The organism is Alcaligenes sp. MMA (genome assembly GCF_020907215.1).
GTDB lineage: Bacteria > Pseudomonadota > Gammaproteobacteria > Burkholderiales > Burkholderiaceae_B > Alcaligenes > Alcaligenes aquatilis.
The window spans coordinates 624,858-645,642 of sequence record NZ_JAJJPP010000001.1 but is presented as its reverse complement, the minus strand read 5'-3'; the positions used below and the strand labels follow the sequence as shown (position 1 = coordinate 645,642).

Sequence of the window (20,785 nt, the reverse complement as noted above, 5' to 3'; positions counted from 1 at the left end):
TCAAAAAACCAGTCTGCTCATAGAGCGGATACAGGCAAATCCACCAGCCTGATGAGCAAGCCTTCAAAGCCCTGGATTCTTTCCAGGGCTTTTTTTTGTGTACGGTTTGGCGCCTTCGCTGCTACGCTTTTGGCTCCCTGCGACCTTGCCAGAACACCGCCATGAAAACGCACCACTATGAATTGTTGATCAACTGGACCGGCAACACTGGAAACGGCACCCGTACACTCCATTCCTACTCACGCAATCATGAGCTAAGCGCGGCCGGCCTTGACACTATTGCCGCCTCTTCAGACCCCGCCTTTCGAGGTGATCCGGACCGTTGGAACCCCGAGCAGCTTTTCCTGGCATCGATCGCTCAGTGCCATATGCTGTGGTATCTGGGACTGGCGGCAGAAGCCGGCATTGTGGTCACGGCCTATGAAGACCGCCCTGTTGGCAGCATGATCGAACAGGCCAACGGGGCCGGTCAATTCGAGAGTGTTACCTTGCGCCCATGTGTCACAATCACACCAGACAGTGACGCTGCCTTGGCCAAATCGCTTCATGATCGCGTGGGCGAATACTGTTTTATTGCCCGCTCGGTCAAAACCCCGATTGACCATGACGTCACGGTTCAGATACACGCCCCGAGGGCCCCGCAGCAGACATAAACATTACACTGCCGGCAAAGGAATGAACTGCTCATCATCCAGCGGTGGCAGCTTGATTCGGCCATGGAGCCAATCGTCCTTGGCTTGCTCGATACGGTCCTTGCTCGAGGACACGAAGTTCCACCAGATATGGCGTGGCCCCAAAGGCTCACCGCCCAGCAGCATCAAGTGGCTGTTTTGCTCAGCAAGGATACGGGGGCTGTCGCCTTTGGCAAAGACCAGCATCTGACCGGCTCGATAGCGTTGTCCCCCCACTTCCAGCTCGCCCGCACAGATATAAATTGCGCGCTCTTCATGGCCGGTTGGCAAGGGTACGGACTGGCCGCCTTGAACGCGCAACTCCATATAGAACAGGGGCGAGTCCACACTAACAGGACTAGACAAACCCAGCGCCGAACCGGCAATCAGGCGGCCTTCCAGGCCTATGTCCTGAATCAGAGGCAATTGCTCGGCTTCGTAATGCACAAAGTCCGGGTTCTGTTCTTCTTTGTGTTCCGGCAAGGCCACCCAAGCCTGGATCCCATCCATGCGGCCGCCTTGCGTGCGCATGGGTTCAAAACGCTCGGAGTGACTAATACCTGAACCGGCGCTCATCCAATTCAGCGCGCCGGGCGTAATGTCCTGTTCCACGCCCAGACTGTCACGATGCGTCATGGCCCCTTCAAACAAATAGGTGACGGTAGACAGGCCGATATGCGGATGTGGCAGCACATCGTTCTCCGTTCCCACCGGTGCCCTCAGCGCTTGCGGCCCCATGCGATCAAAGAAGATAAAAGGCCCCACCATACGCCGTTGGCGAAAAGGCAAAACGCGCCCCACCTCAAATGCTCCAATGCTGTGCTGACGTTGTGGAATAAGTAGCTCGACCATAGACACCTCTACTGGAAAGTCACACACATACAATCCCGATTACTATACTCTGGTCCCTGATTGGTTCGCCCACTCTCGCATGTCCACACTCTCACTCTTCGATCCCGTTCCCGGCCATGTGCTGACTCTGGATACCGGCCTGATAGCCCTGCCTGGTTTGGCCTTGCCCTACGCCTGCGCCTTGGCACAGGCCATTCAAGAACTGCTGCACAGCGCCCCCTGGCGACATATGCAGGTTCCATCAGGACATCGCATGTCGGCTGCACAAAGCAGTTGTGGCGTTTTGGGTTGGACATCGGACGAGCACGGCTACCGCTACAGTCCTACAGACCCGCAAACGGGTTTGGCCTGGCCAGCTATGCCTGCTGTATTCAAGGATTTGCTAACGCACATTGCCCAGGAGTCGGGCCAAGGCCCTTTTCAGGCCGATACCTGCCTGATCAATTACTACGATGAGCAGGCGCATATGTCCTTGCATCAGGACAAAAACGAGCGCGACTTGCAGCACCCGATTATCTCGGTGTCCCTGGGACGTGAAGCCTTGTTTTTATGGGGTGGCGCAAAACGCAGCGACCCGGTGCGTACCCTGCGTCTACGCGATGGCGATGTGCTGGTCTGGTGGGGGCCATCCAGACTGAATTTCCATGGGGTGCGCAGACTGGAAGGCCCGGCCCATCCACACTGGGGCTCGGGCCGGGTCAATCTGACCTTCAGAAAAGCAGGCTAAGCGGGTGTAATCAACCCAGTTCGGGCGGTGCAAAACGACGGTTTTCCAGCACGGGCAAAATCCGGCGAGCATACGCCAGACGCTCCCGATCCAGATCCACCAACAGCAGGGCCGGTGCCTCTGCCGCCTGGGCCACGATCACGCCCAAAGGATCCACCACCAGACTTTGGCCGATATTGCGTTCGCCACATTCCCCCACGGCTACCATATAGGCCGTGTTCTCCAAGGCACGCGCCGTCGTCAGCACACGCCAATGATGCTCTTTCAACGGTCCTTTCAGCCAGGCCGAAGGCGCCAGCAAGACTTGAGCCCCATCCACGCACAAGCGTCTGGCCAGTTCAGGAAAACGCAGATCGTAGCAAGTCATCAAACCGACCTTGAAACCGGCCACATCAATCAAGGCAGGGATTTCAGTGCCCGGCTGGACATAGCGCGACTCCTGCACCGAAAAGGCATCATACAAATGGAGCTTGTTGTAATGCGCCAGCACCTGACCATCACGCAGCACCACCAAGGTATTCCAGACCTTACCTTCCCCTGCCGGCGTATGAATGCAAAACACCACGGTCAAATCGGTATCGCGGGTCGCAACGCTCAGGCGGCTGACAAATTCCCCGTCCAGGGCCTGCGCGGATTTCAGGACCACTTCGGGGTCGGCCACATTTCTGGCCAGCACACCCTCAGGCAACACCAATAACTGCGCATCAGACCGTAAGGCCTGCTCGATCAACCCCAAGCATGCGCTCAGGTTTTCCTGCGAATCTCTGGATACGGCCATCTGGCCCAATGCAACTTTCATGACCACCTCCTTGAGTATGCTGCCTAAATGATTCTAACGCAGCACCCCGGCTTGGCCAGCCAACAGTCCGAGCACACAAAGGGTTCACCTGGTGATCAAACGTAAAACAACACTTTGCCCTTCTGTATCACTGATACGTTTGCCTATCGCTCCCTTCCCAGCATGTAAAAAAAAAGACATGAATTGAAATTAAAAAACAGCTCATATTTTCGTCAACACCCCAAATGCGTTTAACCACACTAAACAGGCTAGACGAATTCAAGAACATTCCAGTAAGACTTTCCGCTTAATTAAGCGACTGAACAAGCAAACAATACAATAGCTTGCCGACCTGCAAGCTGCGCTCTGGGAGCTTATCTACACAACTTGCATTTTTCCCTCATGAACTTGAATTGGATTCAAGCAAGAAGCTCGGAACACAATACTTCCTGCCAAGCAAATCCTTAAAAACCATCAAATATATGATAATGAGATATAAAAAATAATCATATTTACAATGTCATAAAAGATATACAAACAGGCAAAATTACTCTTTCATTAAGCCGGACAAAAATGGCAGAAGTTAGGGTTAGTCTTGATACAGTCTGGAAATTATCTGCTTTACTCCCTTCAAGGGGTCGCTTAACCTTGACAATTTATGACCGGACATAATCAAAAAATCAACTTATCCTGGATAAGCCAATAAATCAAAGAAAGAGAAAATCAGCTTAAAAAAATGGGCCTGCTGCAAACATGCACAGGCCCACTCTTTAATTCCTAACACCACCCAATCGCCTGAAAAAAGGCATTGAGCCAGGGCTGAATGCCGCTTCGACATTAGACCGTCAATGTACCAATGATTGAAACTCAAAATAAGTAAAACAAAAAAAACCCCCGATTTCTTGCAAAACCAGGGGAAAGCTACCACAGGAAAATGATTGGATACAAAACACCCAATACCGTGATTCTATATAAAAAATATAAAAAAATCTCTATACGTTGCTTCGGACTAACGCTGTAGATCATTAAATTAATTTGTGCTAGGACGTAATAAAAACTAAAAATTTAAAAAGAACTTCAATACCCTGCAGTTACATAACCTTATTCAAGCTCTAGAAATCTTGAGTCAGACACCAGGACTGCGTGACAATAAGGCCTCTTACGGGTGGACGTGCCACCCCTCTTGTTTCTCAGGCTTTTATCTTGTCTTCATCACACGACTCTTTATCCCCACGCCAGGTTCTGCTGGCGATTCTGGCCTTGGCAGTGGGTGGTTTTTCCATCGGTACGGGCGAATTTGTCATCATGGGTTTGCTGCCTGATGTCGCCCAGGATCTCGGTATCGATATTCCCACTGCGGGCCATTTAATCAGCGCTTATGCGCTGGGCGTGGTTATCGGCGCGCCAGTGTTAGCTGTGCTCGGGGCGCGCTGGCCTTGGCGACGCCTCTTGATTGCCTTGATGGGCGCCTACGCCATAGGCAATTTTCTGACCGTCATCGCCCCCAGCTATGAAACCGTGTTAGTCACCCGCTTTTTGGCAGGCTTTCCACATGGCACTTACTTTGGTGTTGCGGCTCTGGTGGCCGCCCGTTTGGTGCCGCCCCATCACCGCGCACAGGCGGTGGCCTATGTCATGCTGGGATTGACCGTCGCCACCTTATTAGGTGTACCCATTGCGACCGCTTTGGGCCAATGGCTGAGCTGGCAGGCGGCCTTTACTTTTGTCAGCATCATTGCCCTGATCACCATGGCACTGGTGCTGCGGTTTGTGCCTTTTGTCCCTCCCAATACCTTGGCCAGTCCCTTGCGCGAGCTAGGCGCCCTGAAACGCAAGCAAGTCTGGTTGACTCTAGGTATAGGCGCGATTGGCTTTGGCGGCATGTTCTCGGTATTCAGCTATGTGAAATCCACGCTGATGGAGCTGGCCGGGCTGTCAGCAAGCGCCATTCCCGTTGTACTGGCTCTGTTTGGGGTCGGTATGATCTTGGGTAATCTGCTGGGCGCACGCTATGCTGACCGCTATCTGGATCGCAGTATCCGTCTGGTGCTGATCTGGGCAACCGGTGTGCTGCTCTTGTTCATGATTACGGCCCACCACCCTATTCTTGGCCCTTTGAATATCATGCTGATCGGCACCTTGGTGGCTTTGGGTCCAGCCTTACAAATTCGTTTAATGGACGTGGCCGGAGATGCCCAAACACTGGCTGCTGCCTTGAATCACTCCGCCTTCAATATGGCCAATGCCTTGGGAGCCTGGTTAGGCGGCCTGACGATTGCGGCTGGTTGGGGCTGGACCTCCACCGCCTGGGTCGGCGCCCTGCTGGCATTGGGCGGCTTGGGCCTGCACACCCTTTCACTGCGCATCAAAGAATAAGGACAGAAATTGCCCCCAAAGCAATGGGCGTCGCTATATAGCTACAACAACGTCAAGACAGGCAAACTTGCTACTTCCCAATAGCCGTGGCAGAACAAGCAATCCGCCAGTCGTCCCCAAAAAAAGGCCTGTGATTGCAAGAATCTCGCAATCACAGGCTTTTTTTCAACCCTCTCTCGACGAACCAGCTCTTTACGGCTTACAAATTCGGCTCAAGCCTTACCAGTCCATGCAGGGCGGGCCGCCAGCCAACCGGCATAGCTCATTGCGAAACTGACCAAAATACACAAGCCCAGAGCCCAGCCCCAGCTATCGAACAGATCATGCAAGCCGCCCATGGCGGGCGGACCAAAGGCAGCCAGCAAATAGCCCATGCATTGCGCCATTCCTGACAGGGACGCCGCCTGCGAAGTGGAGGTCGACCGCACACCGATCAAGGCCAGGGCAATCAAGAACACGCTACCGCTACCGATGCCAAACAGGACCGCCCACAGCAGAGACCAAGACGGCAAGACCAAAAAACCCACAAAGGTCAGGGTCTGCAACAAGGCGCCGGCCAAGGCAACGGCACGCTGATCATGCAAACGACTAAGCACAGGCATGAGCAGCAAGGCGGGAATGGCCGTCGCCAGCTGCATCAAACCGTGAATCTGGCCGGCATGATCCGCTTCAAAACCATAATTGACCAACATCACAGGCAACCAGCTAGCAATCATGTAGTAAGCCACCGAGTTCAAACCCATATACAAGGTGATGTGCCAAGCCAGGGGCAAGCGCCACACTGACACGCTGCTGGCAGCCGCGGCTGGTGCACGTTGAGCCGCACGGCGATCCGCTCCCAGTTGGGTGGCCCACACCGCGACACTGGCCAGTGCCATGACACCCACCACAATCAGGGACGACCAGCGCCAGCTTTGGCCTGTCCACTCTGCCATTGGCACGGCCATCGCAGAGTTGAAAGCCGCCACCAGGCCCATAAACAGCACATACAAAGAGGTCATGAAGCCAATACGCAGGGGGAAATGGCGTTTGACCAGGGACGGCAAAAGCACATTACCCAGTGCAATCCCGATGGCCAGCAAGCCGATACCGGCAAACAGTTCCGTCGTGCCCCCCAGGACACGCACCACCACGCCAATGGCGATCAGCACGGAAGCAATAAACAGGGAACGGGACAGCCCCACCTTACGGGCGATGGAGGCAGCCAGCAATGAGACCACGGCAAAGATGAACAAAGGCATGGCGGTCAACAACCCAGCCTGTGTCGAGGACAAGGACAGGTCGGCCTGGATCAGCTCCAGCAAGGGGGCTATCCCCGTAATCGGAGCCCGCAGACTGCCGGCGATCAGCAAAACACCGATCAGCACCAGCAAGGGATGGGAGAGCCAGGAAGGTCGAGCAAGGGACATGACAGGCAGCTAGTAGGTGAAAACCCTAGTCTATCTTGTTTCATACTCGGCGCGAACAGGATATTATGACAACTTATACCTCAAACCAGACAAACCATGAGTTTTAGCACCAATCCTCAGGGCGGACCTGTCTTCAGCATCAAAATGGAGATGGGCAGTACGACCGAAAATCCACTGCACACCCATCCCAATGGGCAGTTGATCATGACGCAATATGGCTCCGTCACTCTGCAAACTGACCAGGGCTACTGGATGGTGCCACCGCTGTGTGCCGTCTGGGTACCTGTCGGGATTCGTCATCGCGCCCGCGCCGACGATCAGGCGCTGATTCATTTCCTGTACATACAGCCCGGCCTGGATCAATTGCCGGATCACTGCTGCACCCTGGATTTGAGCCCCATGGTGCGCGAAATGATTATTCATTTAAGCGATCTGAATGCTGACTACGAACCGGGTAGCCAAACGCACAGACTGGCCTTGGTCCTTTTGGAAACCCTGAATCAGATGCCTAGCCGCCAATTGCATGTGCCTGTGCCCGAGGACAAGGTCTTGCAAACGATTGCACAGCATATGCAGCAACAGCCTGACGCACGTCCCACGATGGCCGACTGGGCCAAAGCGCTGGCCATGAGTGAGCGCACCCTGGCCCGACATATGCTAAAACACACAGGGATGAGCTTTGGGCGCTGGCGTCAACAATTCATGATTATGCTGGCCCTGCAAAAACTGGGTTCGGGAATGTCCGTAAAGAGCACGGCCAGGGAATTGGGTTACACCTCTATCAGTGCCTTTATCAGTGTTTTCAAATCTATTTTGGGCGAAACCCCCAGCCGTTATATAAGCCAAACCTATTCTTCTTGAGCCTCTACGACCCTCACCACACGCATCCATGTCCTCCACACACCTGTCCCGCCCCGGGTCTCTGCAGCGCTTATTAAGTTGGTTCCAGATCTCTCATATGTCGGCGGGGCTGATTGCCGTGCTGGTAGGCTATACCAGCTCCGCTGCCATTGTTTTTCAGGCAGCGCAGGCGGCCGGAGCCAGCACTGCCGAGCTGGGTTCCTGGATGTGGTCTTTGGGTATTGGTTTGGGCCTGCTGTCGGCAGGTCTTTCACTACGCTACAAGATTCCGATTCTGACCGCCTGGTCCACCCCCGGCGCCGCACTGCTGGCCACCGGCCTGCTTGGCCTGCCCATGTCTCAGGCAGTGGGTATTTTCCTGTTTTCGTCTCTGCTGACCACAATTTGCGGTCTTAGCGGCAGCTTTCAAAAGCTGATGCAGTACATGCCGCGCAGTATTGCCGGCGCCATGCTAGGCGGCATCTTGCTGCGCTTTGGCCTGGACCTGTTTGGTGCCATGCAGACTCAGTGGTTGCTGTGCCTGAGCATGTTCATCGTGTTCCTGGTGGTGCGCCAGTGGTCGCCCCGCTATGCCGTGCCTCTGGCACTGGTAGCCGGTGTCACGATTGCCGCCCTGCAAGGTTTGCTGAAAATGGATATTTTGAGCTGGACGCCTGCAACGCCGGTACTGGTCTGGCCCGAGTTTTCCTGGACTGCCCTGATCGGTGTCGGCATTCCGTTTTTCATCGTGACCATGAGCTCGCAGAACATTCCAGGCGTGGCCGTGTTGAAAGCCCATAATTACGATGCCCCTAACTCCACCGTCATCAGTTGGACCGGGATTATCGGCCTGATCTTTGGCCCCTTCGGTGGCTATGCCTACAATCTGGCCGCCATTAGCGCCGCCCTGTGCATGACGCCGGAAGTGGATGCAGACCCGCGTCAGCGCTATCGTGCCAGTGTCTGGGCCGGTATTTTCTATTTTGCCGCCGGTATTTTTGGTGCCACTGTCGTCAGCCTGTTTGCAGCCTTCCCCACAGAATTGATTGCCGCCATCGCGGGTCTGGCCTTGCTGGGCACGATAGGCAACAGCATTCACATGGCATTGGAGGCTCCGGATACTCGTGACGCGGCGCTGGTCACCTTTTTGACTACCGCCTCGGGCATGAGCCTGCTCAATATCGGCAGCGCTTTCTGGGGCCTGGTTTTCGGTATGGCTATGTATCTGATTCAGAAACGAAAAGTGTCCTGAACTGGCGATTTCCCCGATCTTTGTTCAAGACGGCAAACAAGCTTCACATTTGCTTGCTTGGCCGTCCTGTTCATTTGGCACACTACAGGCGTGACCACTTTTCTCTAACGGAGGTGCTTCATGCCCGCTTTATCTCAAGCTCAACAAAAAGCCGCCGGCGCTGCTTTGTCCGCCAAACGAGGAGAGACTCCCGTATCCAGCCTGAAAGGGGCGTCGATAGAAATGTATAAAACGCTCAGTGAAGGTGAGTTGGAAGAACTGGCCAGCACCGATACCGCGCGCCGCAATCTGCCTGAGAACAAAGAGTAATCAGACCGCCAGAACGCGCACGCCGCTTTGCTCGAAGGCCTGATGCAAACGCTGCGCAAACTCGGCCGCACCGGCCTGATCCCCATGCAGACACAGGGTATCGGCCGACAAAGGCACCGTTTTACCTGACAAGCTGGTAACGGTGCCTTGCTCTATCATTTGCATGACTTGCTGCACGGACTGATCGGCGTCGGTAATCATGGCGCCAGCTTGCTGACGGGGTGTCAGACTGCCATCATCCTGATAACTGCGGTCAGCAAACACCTCTTGAGCCACCGTCAAACCCGCATCACGGCCGGCCTGCACCTGCACACTGCCTGCCAACGCATACAGAATCAGGCTGCGATCAATATCGGCTACCGCCTGGGCAATGGCTTTTGCCAATGCCGCATCGCGGGCGGCCATATTGTAGAGCGCGCCATGCGCCTTGACGTGATGCAGGGCGGCACCCTGTGTGCGGGCAACGGCAGCCAAGGCCCCCACCTGCACCACCACCATGTCATAGACCTGCTCGGGGGTAACCGCCATTACCCGCCGACCAAAACCTGCCAGATCTGGCAGACCGGGGTGGGCACCCAGCTTCACGCCATGGCTTAGCGCCAAAGCCACCGTCTGACGCATCGTGCCAGGATCGCCGGCATGAAAGCCGCAGGCGATATTGACCGACGTCACCCACGGAATCACCTGCTCATCATGGCCCATAACCCAGGGGCCAAAGCTCTCGCCCATGTCGCAGTTCAAATCAATACTCAAGCTCATGGAGTTCCCTCTGATAATCCATCCAACCTGCCGGCGGCCTGGGCAATGCAACGCCTGAACCACAGCAGCTCTGCCGCATTATGCGTGCGCGGATGCCACAACTGGTAAAAACGCATCAGTGGAAAGTGAACCGGGCAAGGCAGAACCGTAATCGGCAGAATGCGGGCATAGTACTCGGCAAACTGGCGGTTAGTGGTAAATACCATATCCGTGCGGCTCAAAATGCCAGGCACCAGTCCGAAATACGGCACTACCATCTGTACATGACGGCTGATGCCCTGCTCGGCCAAGCAGCCATCAATAAAGCCGCGCTTGTCCGTCACATGAGCTGAAGGGGCCAGATGCGGCATTTCCAGATAATGCTGCAAAGACAGGCCACGCTGCGCCAGCGGATGATGACGGCCCAGCATACAGACCACCTCGTCATCAAACAGGCGCGCCAGATGCAGCTTTTCCGGAGGCTCCAGCCAGTTGCCGATCACCACGTCCAGTTCGCCCTCCTCCAGGGCCTGCACGTAGTCCAGATCCGGGTTGATGGTATGGACCACCAAGCGGGCCTGCGGTGCCTGACGACGCACCCGCTCCGCAATATCCGGGATAAAAGCACCGTCCAGATAGTCCGGTGCCCCCAGGTTGAAAACCCGAGTAGACTGACTGGGATCCATGGGTTCCGCGCTAGCAGAAATTCGCTCGATCGCTTGCAAGGCTTCCGTAGCATGAGCCAGCAAAAAGGGACCGCGCTCGGTAGGCACCATTCCCTTTTTACCGCGCAACAAAATTGGATCGCCCGTGATTTCGCGCAAGCGCCGCAAGGCATTACTGACGGCTGGCTGGGACATGCCCAAGCGGATAGCCGTACGCGAGACGCTGTGCTCTTTGAGCAGCGACTGCAATACCCGCAGCAAATGCAGATCTAGTTGTTCTCGTAATTTTGGCATGGTCTCAATAATACAAGCGCTGGCCCGCGCCGTTGATCCGTGTAGACACTCATACGCCTATATAGTGAACATCATTCCAAGCAAATGTTCGCGTCCTAAGCAAATGCTATCTTCGATACGTAAAAAACCAGTCGAGTGAGATCATGGAGACAAGACCAATTCGTTTTATTTATCGCGGCGAAGTACAGGAAGTGGCCCAAGCCCCGACCACGCGAACCGTTTTACAGTATATCCGTGAGGATCTGCACTGCACCGGCACCAAAGAAGGCTGTGCCGAAGGTGATTGCGGCGCCTGCACGGTCATGATTGGCGAACTGGACCAGAACAATCAACTGCAATTACGTGCCGTCAATGCCTGTATCCAGCTACTGCCTACGCTCGATGGCAAGGTGCTCTACACCATTGAAGATCTACGCCAGGACGATGGCACCTTGCACCCTGTGCAGCAAGCCATGGTGGACTGGCACGGTGCCCAATGCGGCTTTTGTACGCCCGGCTTCATCATGTCGCTGTGGGGTCTGTACATGACGCACTCACCTGAAAACGGCCCGGTTTCGCGAGAACAGATCGACGATGTGCTCTCGGGCAATCTGTGCCGCTGTACCGGCTACCGCCCCATTATTGATGCGGCCAAGGCCATGCACAGCTACCCGGCAGTCAGCATGGATCGCCAATCCATTGAAGACAAGCTGCGTGCCATTCGTCAAGACGGCATGCTGGCCTATGAATATCAGGGCCAGACCTTCCACGCCCCCCGCACCCTGGATCAGTTGGCCCAATTGCGCGAGCAATATCCGCAAGCCCGCATTCTGGCTGGCAGTACCGATATAGGCCTGTGGGTGACCAAGCAATTCCGCGATCTACCGCATCTTATTTATATCGGCCAAGTCGTTGAACTGCGCGAGCTGAAAACCACCGAGGACGATCTTTACATTGGTGCAGGCGTGCTGCTGAACGACGCTTTTGATGCCCTGATCAAAGACCACCCCGAATTGACGGAACTGCGCCAGCGTTTTGCCTCCTTCCCTATTCGCAACGCCGGTACTTTGGGCGGTAACGTGGCCAACGGTTCGCCTATTGGTGACTCCATGCCGGCCCTGATTGCCATGCGCACTCGTGTCGTGCTGCGCAAAGGTGGGCTTGAGCGCGTCATGCCTTTGGAAGACCTGTATCTGGCCTATCAGAAAACCGCCATGGAACCGGGCGAGTTTGTACAAGGCCTGCTGGTCCCACGCCACAAGGGCCAATGGCAATTTCGCACCTACAAGCTGTCCAAACGGTTCGACCAGGACATTTCTGCCGTGTGTGCCGCCTTTGCGGTGGAGCTGGATGGCGAAATCGTCAAACAGGCCCGCATCGCCTTTGGTGGCATGGCCGCCACTCCAAAACGTGCCAGCCACGCCGAGCAGGTGCTACAAGGCCAGGAATGGAACGAGGAAAACGTACAGGCTGCCATGAAGGCACTCCAGCAGGACTACCAGGCCCTGAGCGACATGCGTGCCAGCAGTGAATACCGCAACCAAAGTGCGGCCAATTTGCTGTACCGCTTCTTCCTGGAAACCCACCCTGAACACGCTTTGAGTCCCGCCCAGTTGAATGTCTTTCACCGAGCTCAAGCCAGCCTGGAGACTTTGTGATGAAAATTGACAGTATCGACCACCTGAACACCGCCACGGCGCAACGCGTCGGCGTGTCCTTTTTGCACGAATCGGCAGACTTGCACGTGAGCGGCACCGCCACGTATACCGACGATTTACCCGAATTGCAGGGCACAGCCCACATTGCGCTGGGCCTGTCGGAAAAAGCCCATGCCCGTTTGCTGGAAGTGGATCTGGAAGCCGTCCGTCAGGCACCCGGCGTCATTGCGGTCCTGACGGTTGCCGACATTCCCGCCGCGAATAATTGCGGCCCGATTCTGCATGACGACCCGATTCTGGCCGATGGCGTGGTGCATTACTTTGGTCAGCCCATTTTTGCGGTGATCGCCAAATCCCACGACCAGGCACGCCGTGCCGCGCGTCTGGGCAAGATCAGCTATGAAGAGTTGCCTGCCATCCTGACACCACAAGAAGCCAAGGCCGCCAACGCCGGGGTTCTGCCCTTGATGAGCCTGAAACAAGGCGACGCCAAGAAAGCGCTGGAATCGGCACCGCACCGTCTGCAAGGCACATTCCAGTGCAATGGTCAGGAACAGTTTTATCTGGAAGGTCAGATTTCCTACGCTGTGCCCAAGGAATACGGCGCCGTGCATATCTGGTGCTCCACGCAGCATCCTTCGGAAATGCAGCAGTTGGTTGCCCACTGCCTGGGCGTTGGCGCACACAAGGTTCACGTGGAATGCCGTCGCATGGGCGGCGGTTTCGGCGGCAAGGAATCCCAATCGGCCCTGTACGCCTGCGTGGCCAGTATGGCCGCCGTCAAGTTACAACGCCCCATCAAGCTGCGTCTGGATCGCGACGACGACTTCATGATTACCGGCAAGCGTCACGGTTTCTACTACGAATACGATATTGGCTACGACGACGAAGGCCGCCTGCTGGGCGCCCGTCTGGACATGACCGCCAACTCGGGCTTTTCTGCCGACCTGTCCGGCCCGGTGGCAACCCGCGCCATCTGTCACTTTGACAATGCCTACTACCTGTCTGATGTAGACATGAGCGCGCTGTGCGGTCGCACCAATACCCAATCCAACACGGCCTTCCGAGGATTTGGCGGCCCGCAAGGGGCTTTGGTGATGGAAGTGGCACTGGACACCATTGCCCGCCGTCTGGGCAAAGATCCACTGGATGTACGCCGCATTAACTTCTACGGAAAAGAAGACCGCAATGTGACGCCGTACGATCAAACCGTGGTCGATAACATCATTCACGAACTGGTGGCCGAGCTGGAAGAGACCAGTGAATACCGGCAGCGCCGTGAACACATTCGTCAATTCAATGCCAGCAGCCCAGTTCTGAAAAAGGGGCTGGCACTGACGCCGGTGAAATTCGGTATTTCCTTTAACGTGCCCGCCTTTAACCAGGCCGGTGCTCTGGTTCACGTCTATCGTGACGGCACCGTCCTGGTAAACCACGGTGGCACGGAAATGGGCCAGGGCCTGAACACCAAGGTGGCCCAGGTGGTTGCCCATGAGCTGGGCCTGAATCTGGAGCATATCCGGGTCACGGCCACCGATACCACCAAAGTAGCCAATACATCGGCCACCGCCGCCTCTACCGGGACCGACTTGAACGGTAAAGCCGCTCAGGATGCGGCCTACCAGATTCGCCAGCGCCTGACGACAGTGGCGGCCCAGCTGTTCTCGGTTGAAGAATCCAACGTGAAGAAGTTCGAGCGCGGTCAGGTCCAGATCGGTGACCAGACCATGCCCTTCTTCCAACTGGTTGAGCACGCCTATCAGGCCCGTGTCCAGCTATGGTCCGATGGTTTTTATGCCACCCCTGGCCTGCACTGGGACTCTAAAGTCATGAAGGGTAACCCCTTCTACTATTTTTCCTATGGTGCTGCCGTCGCTGAAGTGCTGATCGACACCCTGACCGGAGAATCCCGTCTTTTGCGTGCCGACGTGCTGCACGATGTCGGCAAATCCATCAATCCGGCCCTGGATATTGGCCAGGTTGAGGGCGCCTTTATTCAAGGCATGGGCTGGCTGACGACGGAAGAGCTAGTATGGAACGCCCAAGGCAAGCTCACCACGCATGCGCCGTCAACCTACAAGATCCCGGCCATCAGCGACTGCCCCATAGACTTTCGCGTCAATCTGTTCGATGGCCACAACGCCATGGATTCGATTCACCGCTCCAAAGCCGTGGGCGAGCCGCCCTTGCTGCTGCCCTTCTGCGTGTTCAATGCAATCCGCGATGCGGTCGCCAGCGTAGGAAACTACCAGATCGAGCCCGAGCTGAACGCTCCCGCCACTGCCGAAGCCGTCATGCGGGCGGTTGCGGCGATTCGAAAAGCGAAATGAGTAGCTGGCCCTCTCTTGCCCTCGCCCGTGTAAAAGCGGGCGAGCGGCTGGTTTTGTGCTCGGTGGCCTTGGCAAAAGGCTCCACCCCGCGCACCACGGGTACGGCCATGCTGTTCAGCCAAACTGAGCAGTGGCTGACCATTGGTGGCGGACACCTGGAATGGGTGGCAGCAGAACAGGCACGTGCCATGCTCAGCCAGCCCGGCGGCCCCGGCTGGAGCATGAGCCGCCTGCCACTGGGCCCCAGTCTGGGCCAATGTTGCGGCGGGGTGGTTACCTTGCTGTACGAAACTCTGGATGCGTCAGACTTGGGCTGGCTGGAAGAACTGGACAACACCGTGCGGGCCGGTCAGGCGACCAGCCGCCGTTCGCAATTGCTCTCGGACGGTAACAAGCAGGTTGATATTCAAAGCCCTTCGATTGTGGACGAGTCCCGACTGGACTACGACGGCTCGCAAGGCGTCTGGATGGAAGACCTGCCGCCCCCACCCCTGACCATTCTGCTGTTTGGGGCTGGTCACGTGGGCGAGGCCTTGGTGCAGATTCTGGGCACCCTGCCATGCCAGGTTCTATGGATTGACGAGCGCCCCGAGCTATTTCCCGCCCAGGTACCCAGCAATGTCAGCCTGGAAATTACCGACATCCCCGATGCCCTGATTGAACAAGCACCAAGCAATAGCTATTTTCTGGTAATGACGCATAATCACGGCCTTGATTTGGCGCTGTGCCAAAAGATCTTGCGCCGCCCCGATACCGCCTATGTGGGCCTGATCGGTTCCATGACCAAACGCCGTCAATTCGAGCGCCGCCTGCAACAGCGCGGTATGCCCGAATCCCGTATTCAGGAACTGATCTGCCCCATTGGCGTGCCAGATATCAAGGGCAAGGCCCCTTCGATTATTGCCGTGGCTGTCGCCGCCGAATTGCTGGCCCACGCCTATGAAATGGGCCAGCTCAGTCGCTGATGCGACCTCGACTTCTAGGACACTATGACTACCTCTTTACACTCCGCCTGCGCCTACCGTGCCCAACTGCTGTACTTTGTTGCAGACCCCGCCACACTGGAAGATCCTTCCGAAGCCGTGCGCTACCACAGTGATGGTCTGTTGCTGGTCAACGAGCAAGGCCAGATTCAGGCCTGTGGCGACTGGGCCGAACTGTCGCGCAGCCTGCCTGCCGGTACAAAAACCGTGGATCTGAGCGGGAAAATCATCATGCCGGGCATGATCGATACCCACCTGCACTTCCCGCAAACCGACATTATTGCCTCCCCTGCCAGCGGCCTGCTGCCTTGGCTGGAAACATATACCTTCCCGACTGAGGGCCGTTTTGGCGATAGCGACCATGCCCGCGAAGTAGCTGGCGTGTTTCTGGACGAATTGCTGCGCAACGGCACGACCACCGCCCTGGTCTACGGCAGTGTGCACCGTCAATCCGTGGATGCCTTCTTTGAAGAAAGCCACGAGCGCAATCTGCGCATGATTGCGGGCAAAGTCATGATGGACCGCAACTGCCCGGACTATCTGCAAGATACCGCCGAGTCGGGCGCACGCGACTCGGAAGACCTGATCAAGCGCTGGCACGGCAAGGGCCGCCAATTGTACGCATTGACCCCCCGTTTTGCCCCTACCTCCACCCCGGAACAATTGGCCGCTTGTGGTGAACTGGCCCGCGCCTATCCCGATGTCTTTCTGCAAACCCACGTGGCGGAGAACAAGGACGAAATCAAATGGGTGAGCGAGCTGTTCCCCAAGAACCGCAGCTATCTGGACGTATATGACAGCTTTGGCCTGCTGCGCCCCCGTGCTATTTACGGCCACAGCATCTGGCTGGATGAGCAAGACCGCGCCCGCATGCACGATACCGGCAGTATCGCGGCCCACTGCCCCACGTCCAATCTGTTCCTGGCCTCCGGCCTGTTCGACTTCCAGTCCATTCGCCACAGCAAGGTGCTACACACCCTGGCCACCGACGTAGGCGGCGGTACGTCCTTCTCCATGCTGCGCACCATGAACGAAGCGCACAAGGTGGCCCGTCTGAACAATTACCACCTGACCGCCGCGTCCATGTTCTATATGGCCACCGAAGGGGCTGCCCGCGCGCTGGACATGCAAGGCCAAATCGGCACACTGGCTCCGGGTGCCGAGGCCGATTTTATTGTGATGGATCCCAAGGCAACGCCCTTGATGGCGCGCCGCAGCACCATGCTGAACTCGCTGGAAGAGCAACTGTTCGTACTGGCCCTGCTGGGTGACGATCGTTGCATTCAAGCCAGCTACAGCGCAGGCCGCTGTGTGCATCAGCGCGATCACTAAAGCAGACCAAAAAACGCATGCCCGGCTTCTATCCTCCCCCCATGACTGAAGCCGGGAACGAGTTTTCTTCCTTATCGGCCCGCCAAAGCACATTACGATTTCACGCGGATTTTACGCTGCCAACGATACATTGAGCCCGTCAGCAGAGAACCAGTTCCGGTTCCCTCGAATTCTTGGCGAGATTTCTTTATGTCCGGCACATCTATTCAGGTGCAGCGCAACGCTTTGTTCTACCTGTTAACCCAGGTTCTGGGGGTCACTTTCTTGTTTCTCTGGTTGGCCAGCCTGACTCAGGACTGGTCACCGCTTAACCCCTTGCTGGCTATCAGCCATCAGCCCGGCCATATGGCCCATGAAATGAAAGAGGCGCAAGGCTTGTTGACCGGCCTGATTGCCGCCGCCGGACTGTCATTTGCCGCTTGGAAACTGTTGCGTTTGCGTGGACAGGATGCCGTGGCAGGCAAGCGCATCATGCTGCTCGGCACCGCCCTGTTCCTGGCCGTTCCCTTGCTGATGCTGATGTTGCAGCGCTCTGCCTCCTCCTACGGACTGCCGTCCATGTACCTGTCGATACCCGAAATCAAACCCTTGCTGGGTGTGGGGGCAGTCGTAGCGGTGGGAGCCGGTCTACTGCATTTGTACTTTGCAGGCTGGGCCTTGAACCAGTCCCGCCTGCGCTGGGGTGGCCTGTTGGCAGGCCTGCTGTGCGCGTTCTTGCTGGGCTTGCTGGAAACCGACCAAGAACGTCTCGATCTGCCGCAGGTCTTTGCCTCGCTGGCCATTGTCTGGTTGTTAGGCAGCTTGGCCTTCTATCCGCTGATTGTGAACCCCAAACGCTGGTCTGCTTCCCATAGCAAGCGCGCCACCGTCGCACAGGCCTGGGAACATCTGGCCAGCATTCAGGTACAGCGTCGTCGAACCTTGGGGGTGTTTGGTGGCCTGATGGTCGTGATTCTGCCTTTCTTTGCCCCCACCTGGGCCAGCGATTCGCTGGTCTTTCAATTCACCCGCATGGCCGGTCTAGGTCTGGTGCTGATTGCCGTCCTGGGCCGTTGCTGGTGTATGTTGTACCTGGGTGGGCACAAAGGCTCCAGTCTGATCAGCCAAGGCCCCTACTCCATCAGCCGCAACCCGCTGTATCTGTTCTCACTTTGTGCTGTCACCGGCATGGGCGCACTATCTGGCAGCCTGCTGCTTGGTCCCGTGTTGGCACTATTTGTCTACGCCGTCTTCAATAATGTGATCGACGAAGAGCAGGTTTTGCTGCAAAAGGTTTTTGGCCAGGATTATCAGGACTACTGCCAGCGCGTCCCTCGTCTGGCCCCACGCCTGAGCCTGTGGAACAGCCCAGATGAGCTGCGTGTGTCCCTGACAGGTTTGGCCCGTACCCTGCGCGACGCCTTGCCCTACTTCCTGATCTGGCCCGTCTTTGCCCTGGCTCAGTGCTTGCAGATAAATGGCTGGGTACCCGTACTTCTGCGTCTACCCTGATTGCCCCCAAGTGCAGTAAGCTGAACAAGAACTGTCCCAACCCTGTGGAACAAGCTGTCATGCGTGTCCTGATTGTTGAAAACGATACCACCATTGCCGAAAATCTTTATACCTATCTGGAGCTGAAAGGCTTTGCGGTCGATGCCGCCTACGACGGCAATGGTGCGCTGACACTGCTGCAAGAACAGGATTTTGATGCGCTGGTGCTGGATCTGGGCCTGCCCGGTCTGGATGGCTTCGGTGTCCTCCAGGCCCTGCGCCAATCCAAACAAACGCCCATCCCCACGTTAGTCCTGACGGCTCGCAGCCAGCTCGAAAGCAAACTCACCGCCTTTGACCTGGGAGCCGACGACTATCTGATCAAACCCTTTGCTCTGGCCGAAGTCGAGGCGCGGCTACGCGCCCTGATGCGTCGTGGCCCACCACAAGTACAGCACGGTTCGCTACATTGGGGCAGTCTGGAATACAACCTGGATACGGCGCTGGTCAGTGTGGACGGACAAGAGCTGCACCTGAGCTTCAAAGCCCGCCAGTTGCTGGAAGCCTTGTTACGCGACCCGCAAGCCATTCTGACTCGCCGCTCTCTGGAAAAAACACTGTGGCCTCAGGGTGCGCCGTCGCCTGAAGCCTTGCGCAGCCAAATCCATCTCTTGCGCCGTGCTCTTTCCGAAGCAGGTGCAGGTACCGTCGAAACCTTGCCTGGTATGGGCTGGCGCTTGCAACAGGAGAGTTAAGAGATGGCCAAAGCGCCACGCCGAAGCCGCTTCATGAGCACCCTCACCCAGCGCGTGTCCTGGGCCCTGACCCTGATTGCCGCCTTGTTGGTCATCATCATGGGTGGGCTGGCCTATGTGGCCTTTGCACGCATGGAAGACGAGATGGTCAATGCCATGCTGATCTCCTACGCCCGCAACCCTAGCCTCTTGCCCGATAGCGCCTACAACCGTAGCGAAGCCTTGGGGGCAGAACTGGACAGCTACTGGTTCCTGCCAGGCCAAACCCTGGACAACCTACCTGAATTTGCCCGCGTCCCCAGACCGGGGATTTACGAGTTCCATATAGGCAGCGATACCTGGCACGTACTGCGCCAGGATAAAGAGCAAGGGCAACTGTATCTGGTGTATCGCGCCACCCCTCACGAAGACCGGGTGCGCGAGTTTGGTCTGATTCTGCTCCTGATCGGTTCTGCCACGATTTTGCTGGTGTTTTTGCTCGGACGCCGGGTCGCTCGCCACGCCGTGGCTCCCATGCTGACCCTGTCCCGTCACCTGGAAAACTGGGCACCTGGGCGCTCCGGCCTGCCCGAGCACCAGGACGATGAGGCTGGACGTCTGATCCGGGCCTTTAATCGCATGCAGGAGCAGGTTGAAGAACTGCTGACTCATGAACGCGAGTTCGCCGCTAATCTGGGCCATGAACTCCGTACAGGGCTCACCGCCATACGCAGCGATTGCGAGCTTTTGTTGCTGCAACTGCCCGAAGGCCCACAACAACAGCGTCTACAGCGCATGATGGCGCAAGCCGATGCGGTCACCGCCAGTCTGGATGCCGCCGAAAGCCTGGCCTATACCGCAGAGCGCCATGTGCGCGAGGTGGACGTTCACGAACTGGCTCAACAAACCTGGCAGGCCGTCGCCCTGCTGGATGCGAATAGCCACCAAGTACGCTGGAGCAACTTGGTGCCCGACACCTTGCTCTACACCCTGGACCCCTATGCCCTGTCCATGCTGCTGCGCATCCTGATGCGCAACGCCATCGACCATGCCGCACCCTGCAAACTACAACTGAGCTGGATTGCGCCCTCCATCCTGGCTTTGCAAGACGACGGCCCCGGCATTGCCAAGCAAGATCAAATTCTGATTTTTGAGCGCCATTTCAGCCAAGGCAAGCAACTGCCCACAGGACTGCGTGCAAAGGGCCACAGAGGCATCGGACTGGCACTGGCCCGCCAACTGGCGCTGGCTCAAGGCTGGAGCTTGAGCGTACAAGGTGGACCGAACGGCAAAGGCTGCGTATTCAAGCTGGATCTGGATCCGTCATAAGCCGGTTTGAGGCAAGACCGTCACCCACTTGTCAGGACAAACCCAAGACAGCCTATTCA

Annotated in this window: 18 protein-coding genes; 13 read left to right on the top strand and 5 right to left on the bottom strand. The window is 56.7% G+C overall.

Going from position 1 to position 20,785, the window contains the following annotated elements; genetic code table 11:
- Positions 1-161 precede the first annotated feature (161 nt).
- The gene (locus tag LNA76_RS02860; RefSeq protein ID WP_230017854.1) at positions 162-653 is read left to right on the top strand and encodes an OsmC family protein; all 492 of its coding nucleotides are present in this window, start codon (positions 162-164) and stop codon (positions 651-653) included.
- A 3-nt stretch (positions 654-656) separates the two neighbouring features.
- Here LNA76_RS02860 and LNA76_RS02855 read toward each other — a convergent pair whose 3' ends face one another.
- A complete protein-coding gene (locus tag LNA76_RS02855) occupies positions 657-1,523 on the bottom strand; it encodes a pirin family protein (protein WP_108727637.1) in 867 nt (288 codons plus the stop codon).
- Positions 1,524-1,602: 79 nt separating this feature from the next.
- Here LNA76_RS02855 and LNA76_RS02850 point away from each other — a divergent pair, with 79 nt between their 5' ends.
- Entirely contained in the window at positions 1,603-2,250 is a 648-nt protein-coding gene (locus tag LNA76_RS02850; RefSeq protein ID WP_094197032.1) for an alpha-ketoglutarate-dependent dioxygenase AlkB, read from the top strand.
- A 10-nt stretch (positions 2,251-2,260) separates the two neighbouring features.
- On the opposite strand, the gene LNA76_RS02845 is transcribed toward LNA76_RS02850, so the two are convergent.
- Positions 2,261-3,049 carry a deaminated glutathione amidase gene (locus LNA76_RS02845; protein WP_094197033.1) on the bottom strand — a complete coding sequence of 263 codons (789 nt, stop codon included), beginning with the start codon at positions 3,047-3,049 and terminating at the stop codon, positions 2,261-2,263.
- A gap of 1,182 nt (positions 3,050-4,231) precedes the next feature.
- On the opposite strand from LNA76_RS02845, the gene LNA76_RS02840 reads away from it, so the two are divergent.
- Positions 4,232-5,404, top strand: coding sequence for an MFS transporter (locus LNA76_RS02840; protein ID WP_230017853.1), 1,173 nt, complete (start codon positions 4,232-4,234; stop codon positions 5,402-5,404).
- Between the two features lie 212 nt (positions 5,405-5,616).
- Here LNA76_RS02840 and LNA76_RS02835 read toward each other — a convergent pair whose 3' ends face one another.
- Entirely contained in the window at positions 5,617-6,813 is a 1,197-nt protein-coding gene (locus LNA76_RS02835; protein ID WP_230017852.1) for an MFS transporter, read from the bottom strand.
- A 96-nt stretch (positions 6,814-6,909) separates the two neighbouring features.
- Between LNA76_RS02835 and LNA76_RS02830 the strand changes: the two genes are divergently transcribed.
- The 3 genes from LNA76_RS02830 to LNA76_RS02820 all read left to right on the top strand — a co-directional run bounded on the left by LNA76_RS02830 (position 6,910) and on the right by LNA76_RS02820 (position 9,214).
- The gene (locus LNA76_RS02830; protein ID WP_094197036.1) at positions 6,910-7,674 is read left to right on the top strand and encodes an AraC family transcriptional regulator; all 765 of its coding nucleotides are present in this window, start codon (positions 6,910-6,912) and stop codon (positions 7,672-7,674) included.
- 28 nt (positions 7,675-7,702) lie between these two features.
- Positions 7,703-8,905 (top strand): benzoate/H(+) symporter BenE family transporter, encoded by a 1,203-nt coding sequence (locus LNA76_RS02825; RefSeq protein WP_230017851.1) that lies wholly within the window; start codon positions 7,703-7,705, stop codon positions 8,903-8,905.
- A gap of 120 nt (positions 8,906-9,025) precedes the next feature.
- Positions 9,026-9,214 carry a DUF3008 family protein gene (locus tag LNA76_RS02820; RefSeq protein WP_230017850.1) on the top strand — a complete coding sequence of 63 codons (189 nt, stop codon included), beginning with the start codon at positions 9,026-9,028 and terminating at the stop codon, positions 9,212-9,214.
- Here LNA76_RS02820 and LNA76_RS02815 read toward each other — a convergent pair whose 3' ends face one another.
- Both LNA76_RS02815 and LNA76_RS02810 read right to left on the bottom strand, forming a co-directional pair.
- On the bottom strand, positions 9,215-9,973 hold the full coding sequence (locus tag LNA76_RS02815) for a LamB/YcsF family protein (RefSeq protein WP_230017849.1): 759 nt from the start codon (positions 9,971-9,973) through the stop codon (positions 9,215-9,217).
- Complete coding sequence (locus LNA76_RS02810; RefSeq protein WP_094197040.1) at positions 9,970-10,911, bottom strand: LysR family transcriptional regulator; 942 nt, start codon at positions 10,909-10,911, stop codon at positions 9,970-9,972. Before LNA76_RS02810 ends, LNA76_RS02815 begins: the two co-directional genes overlap by 4 nt.
- Before the next feature lie 143 nt (positions 10,912-11,054).
- Between LNA76_RS02810 and xdhA the strand changes: the two genes are divergently transcribed.
- The 7 genes from xdhA to LNA76_RS02775 all read left to right on the top strand — a co-directional run bounded on the left by xdhA (position 11,055) and on the right by LNA76_RS02775 (position 20,726).
- Entirely contained in the window at positions 11,055-12,548 is a 1,494-nt protein-coding gene (gene xdhA, locus LNA76_RS02805) for a xanthine dehydrogenase small subunit (RefSeq protein WP_230017848.1), read from the top strand.
- Positions 12,548-14,878 (top strand): xanthine dehydrogenase molybdopterin binding subunit, encoded by a 2,331-nt coding sequence (xdhB, locus tag LNA76_RS02800; RefSeq protein WP_230017847.1) that lies wholly within the window; start codon positions 12,548-12,550, stop codon positions 14,876-14,878. The genes xdhA and xdhB overlap by 1 nt, the downstream gene beginning before the upstream one ends.
- Positions 14,875-15,843: a xanthine dehydrogenase accessory protein XdhC gene (gene xdhC, locus LNA76_RS02795; RefSeq protein ID WP_121739085.1), complete on the top strand. Its 969-nt coding sequence runs from the start codon at positions 14,875-14,877 to the stop codon at positions 15,841-15,843. The genes xdhB and xdhC overlap by 4 nt, the downstream gene beginning before the upstream one ends.
- A gap of 24 nt (positions 15,844-15,867) precedes the next feature.
- The gene (gene guaD / locus LNA76_RS02790) at positions 15,868-17,193 is read left to right on the top strand and encodes a guanine deaminase (protein WP_230017846.1); all 1,326 of its coding nucleotides are present in this window, start codon (positions 15,868-15,870) and stop codon (positions 17,191-17,193) included.
- 189 nt (positions 17,194-17,382) lie between these two features.
- Positions 17,383-18,684, top strand: coding sequence for a methyltransferase family protein (locus LNA76_RS02785; protein ID WP_230017845.1), 1,302 nt, complete (start codon positions 17,383-17,385; stop codon positions 18,682-18,684).
- Between the two features lie 59 nt (positions 18,685-18,743).
- Positions 18,744-19,418: a response regulator transcription factor gene (locus LNA76_RS02780; protein WP_094197045.1), complete on the top strand. Its 675-nt coding sequence runs from the start codon at positions 18,744-18,746 to the stop codon at positions 19,416-19,418.
- 33 nt (positions 19,419-19,451) lie between these two features.
- A complete protein-coding gene (locus LNA76_RS02775; RefSeq protein ID WP_159063936.1) occupies positions 19,452-20,726 on the top strand; it encodes a sensor histidine kinase in 1,275 nt (424 codons plus the stop codon).
- The last annotated feature ends 59 nt before the right edge of the window (positions 20,727-20,785 follow it).

Excerpts from the sequence above, each read along its gene's own strand:
- LNA76_RS02825 (WP_230017851.1), top strand. The coding sequence starts at position 7,703 with ATGTCCTCCACACACCTGTCCCGCCCCGGGTCTCTGCAGCGCTTATTA.
- xdhA (WP_230017848.1), top strand. The coding sequence starts at position 11,055 with ATGGAGACAAGACCAATTCGTTTTATTTATCGCGGCGAAGTACAGGAA.
- LNA76_RS02785 (WP_230017845.1), top strand. The coding sequence starts at position 17,383 with ATGTCCGGCACATCTATTCAGGTGCAGCGCAACGCTTTGTTCTACCTG.
- LNA76_RS02855 (WP_108727637.1), bottom strand. The coding sequence starts at position 1,523 with ATGGTCGAGCTACTTATTCCACAACGTCAGCACAGCATTGGAGCATTT.
- guaD (WP_230017846.1), top strand. The coding sequence starts at position 15,868 with ATGACTACCTCTTTACACTCCGCCTGCGCCTACCGTGCCCAACTGCTG.
- LNA76_RS02810 (WP_094197040.1), bottom strand. The coding sequence starts at position 10,911 with ATGCCAAAATTACGAGAACAACTAGATCTGCATTTGCTGCGGGTATTG.
- LNA76_RS02775 (WP_159063936.1), top strand. The coding sequence starts at position 19,452 with ATGAGCACCCTCACCCAGCGCGTGTCCTGGGCCCTGACCCTGATTGCC.
- LNA76_RS02860 (WP_230017854.1), top strand. The coding sequence starts at position 162 with ATGAAAACGCACCACTATGAATTGTTGATCAACTGGACCGGCAACACT.
- LNA76_RS02830 (WP_094197036.1), top strand. The coding sequence starts at position 6,910 with ATGAGTTTTAGCACCAATCCTCAGGGCGGACCTGTCTTCAGCATCAAA.
- xdhC (WP_121739085.1), top strand. The coding sequence starts at position 14,875 with ATGAGTAGCTGGCCCTCTCTTGCCCTCGCCCGTGTAAAAGCGGGCGAG.
- LNA76_RS02835 (WP_230017852.1), bottom strand. The coding sequence starts at position 6,813 with ATGTCCCTTGCTCGACCTTCCTGGCTCTCCCATCCCTTGCTGGTGCTG.
- LNA76_RS02845 (WP_094197033.1), bottom strand. The coding sequence starts at position 3,049 with ATGAAAGTTGCATTGGGCCAGATGGCCGTATCCAGAGATTCGCAGGAA.
- LNA76_RS02780 (WP_094197045.1), top strand. The coding sequence starts at position 18,744 with ATGCGTGTCCTGATTGTTGAAAACGATACCACCATTGCCGAAAATCTT.
- LNA76_RS02815 (WP_230017849.1), bottom strand. The coding sequence starts at position 9,973 with ATGAGCTTGAGTATTGATTTGAACTGCGACATGGGCGAGAGCTTTGGC.
- xdhB (WP_230017847.1), top strand. The coding sequence starts at position 12,548 with ATGAAAATTGACAGTATCGACCACCTGAACACCGCCACGGCGCAACGC.
- LNA76_RS02850 (WP_094197032.1), top strand. The coding sequence starts at position 1,603 with ATGTCCACACTCTCACTCTTCGATCCCGTTCCCGGCCATGTGCTGACT.
- LNA76_RS02820 (WP_230017850.1), top strand. The coding sequence starts at position 9,026 with ATGCCCGCTTTATCTCAAGCTCAACAAAAAGCCGCCGGCGCTGCTTTG.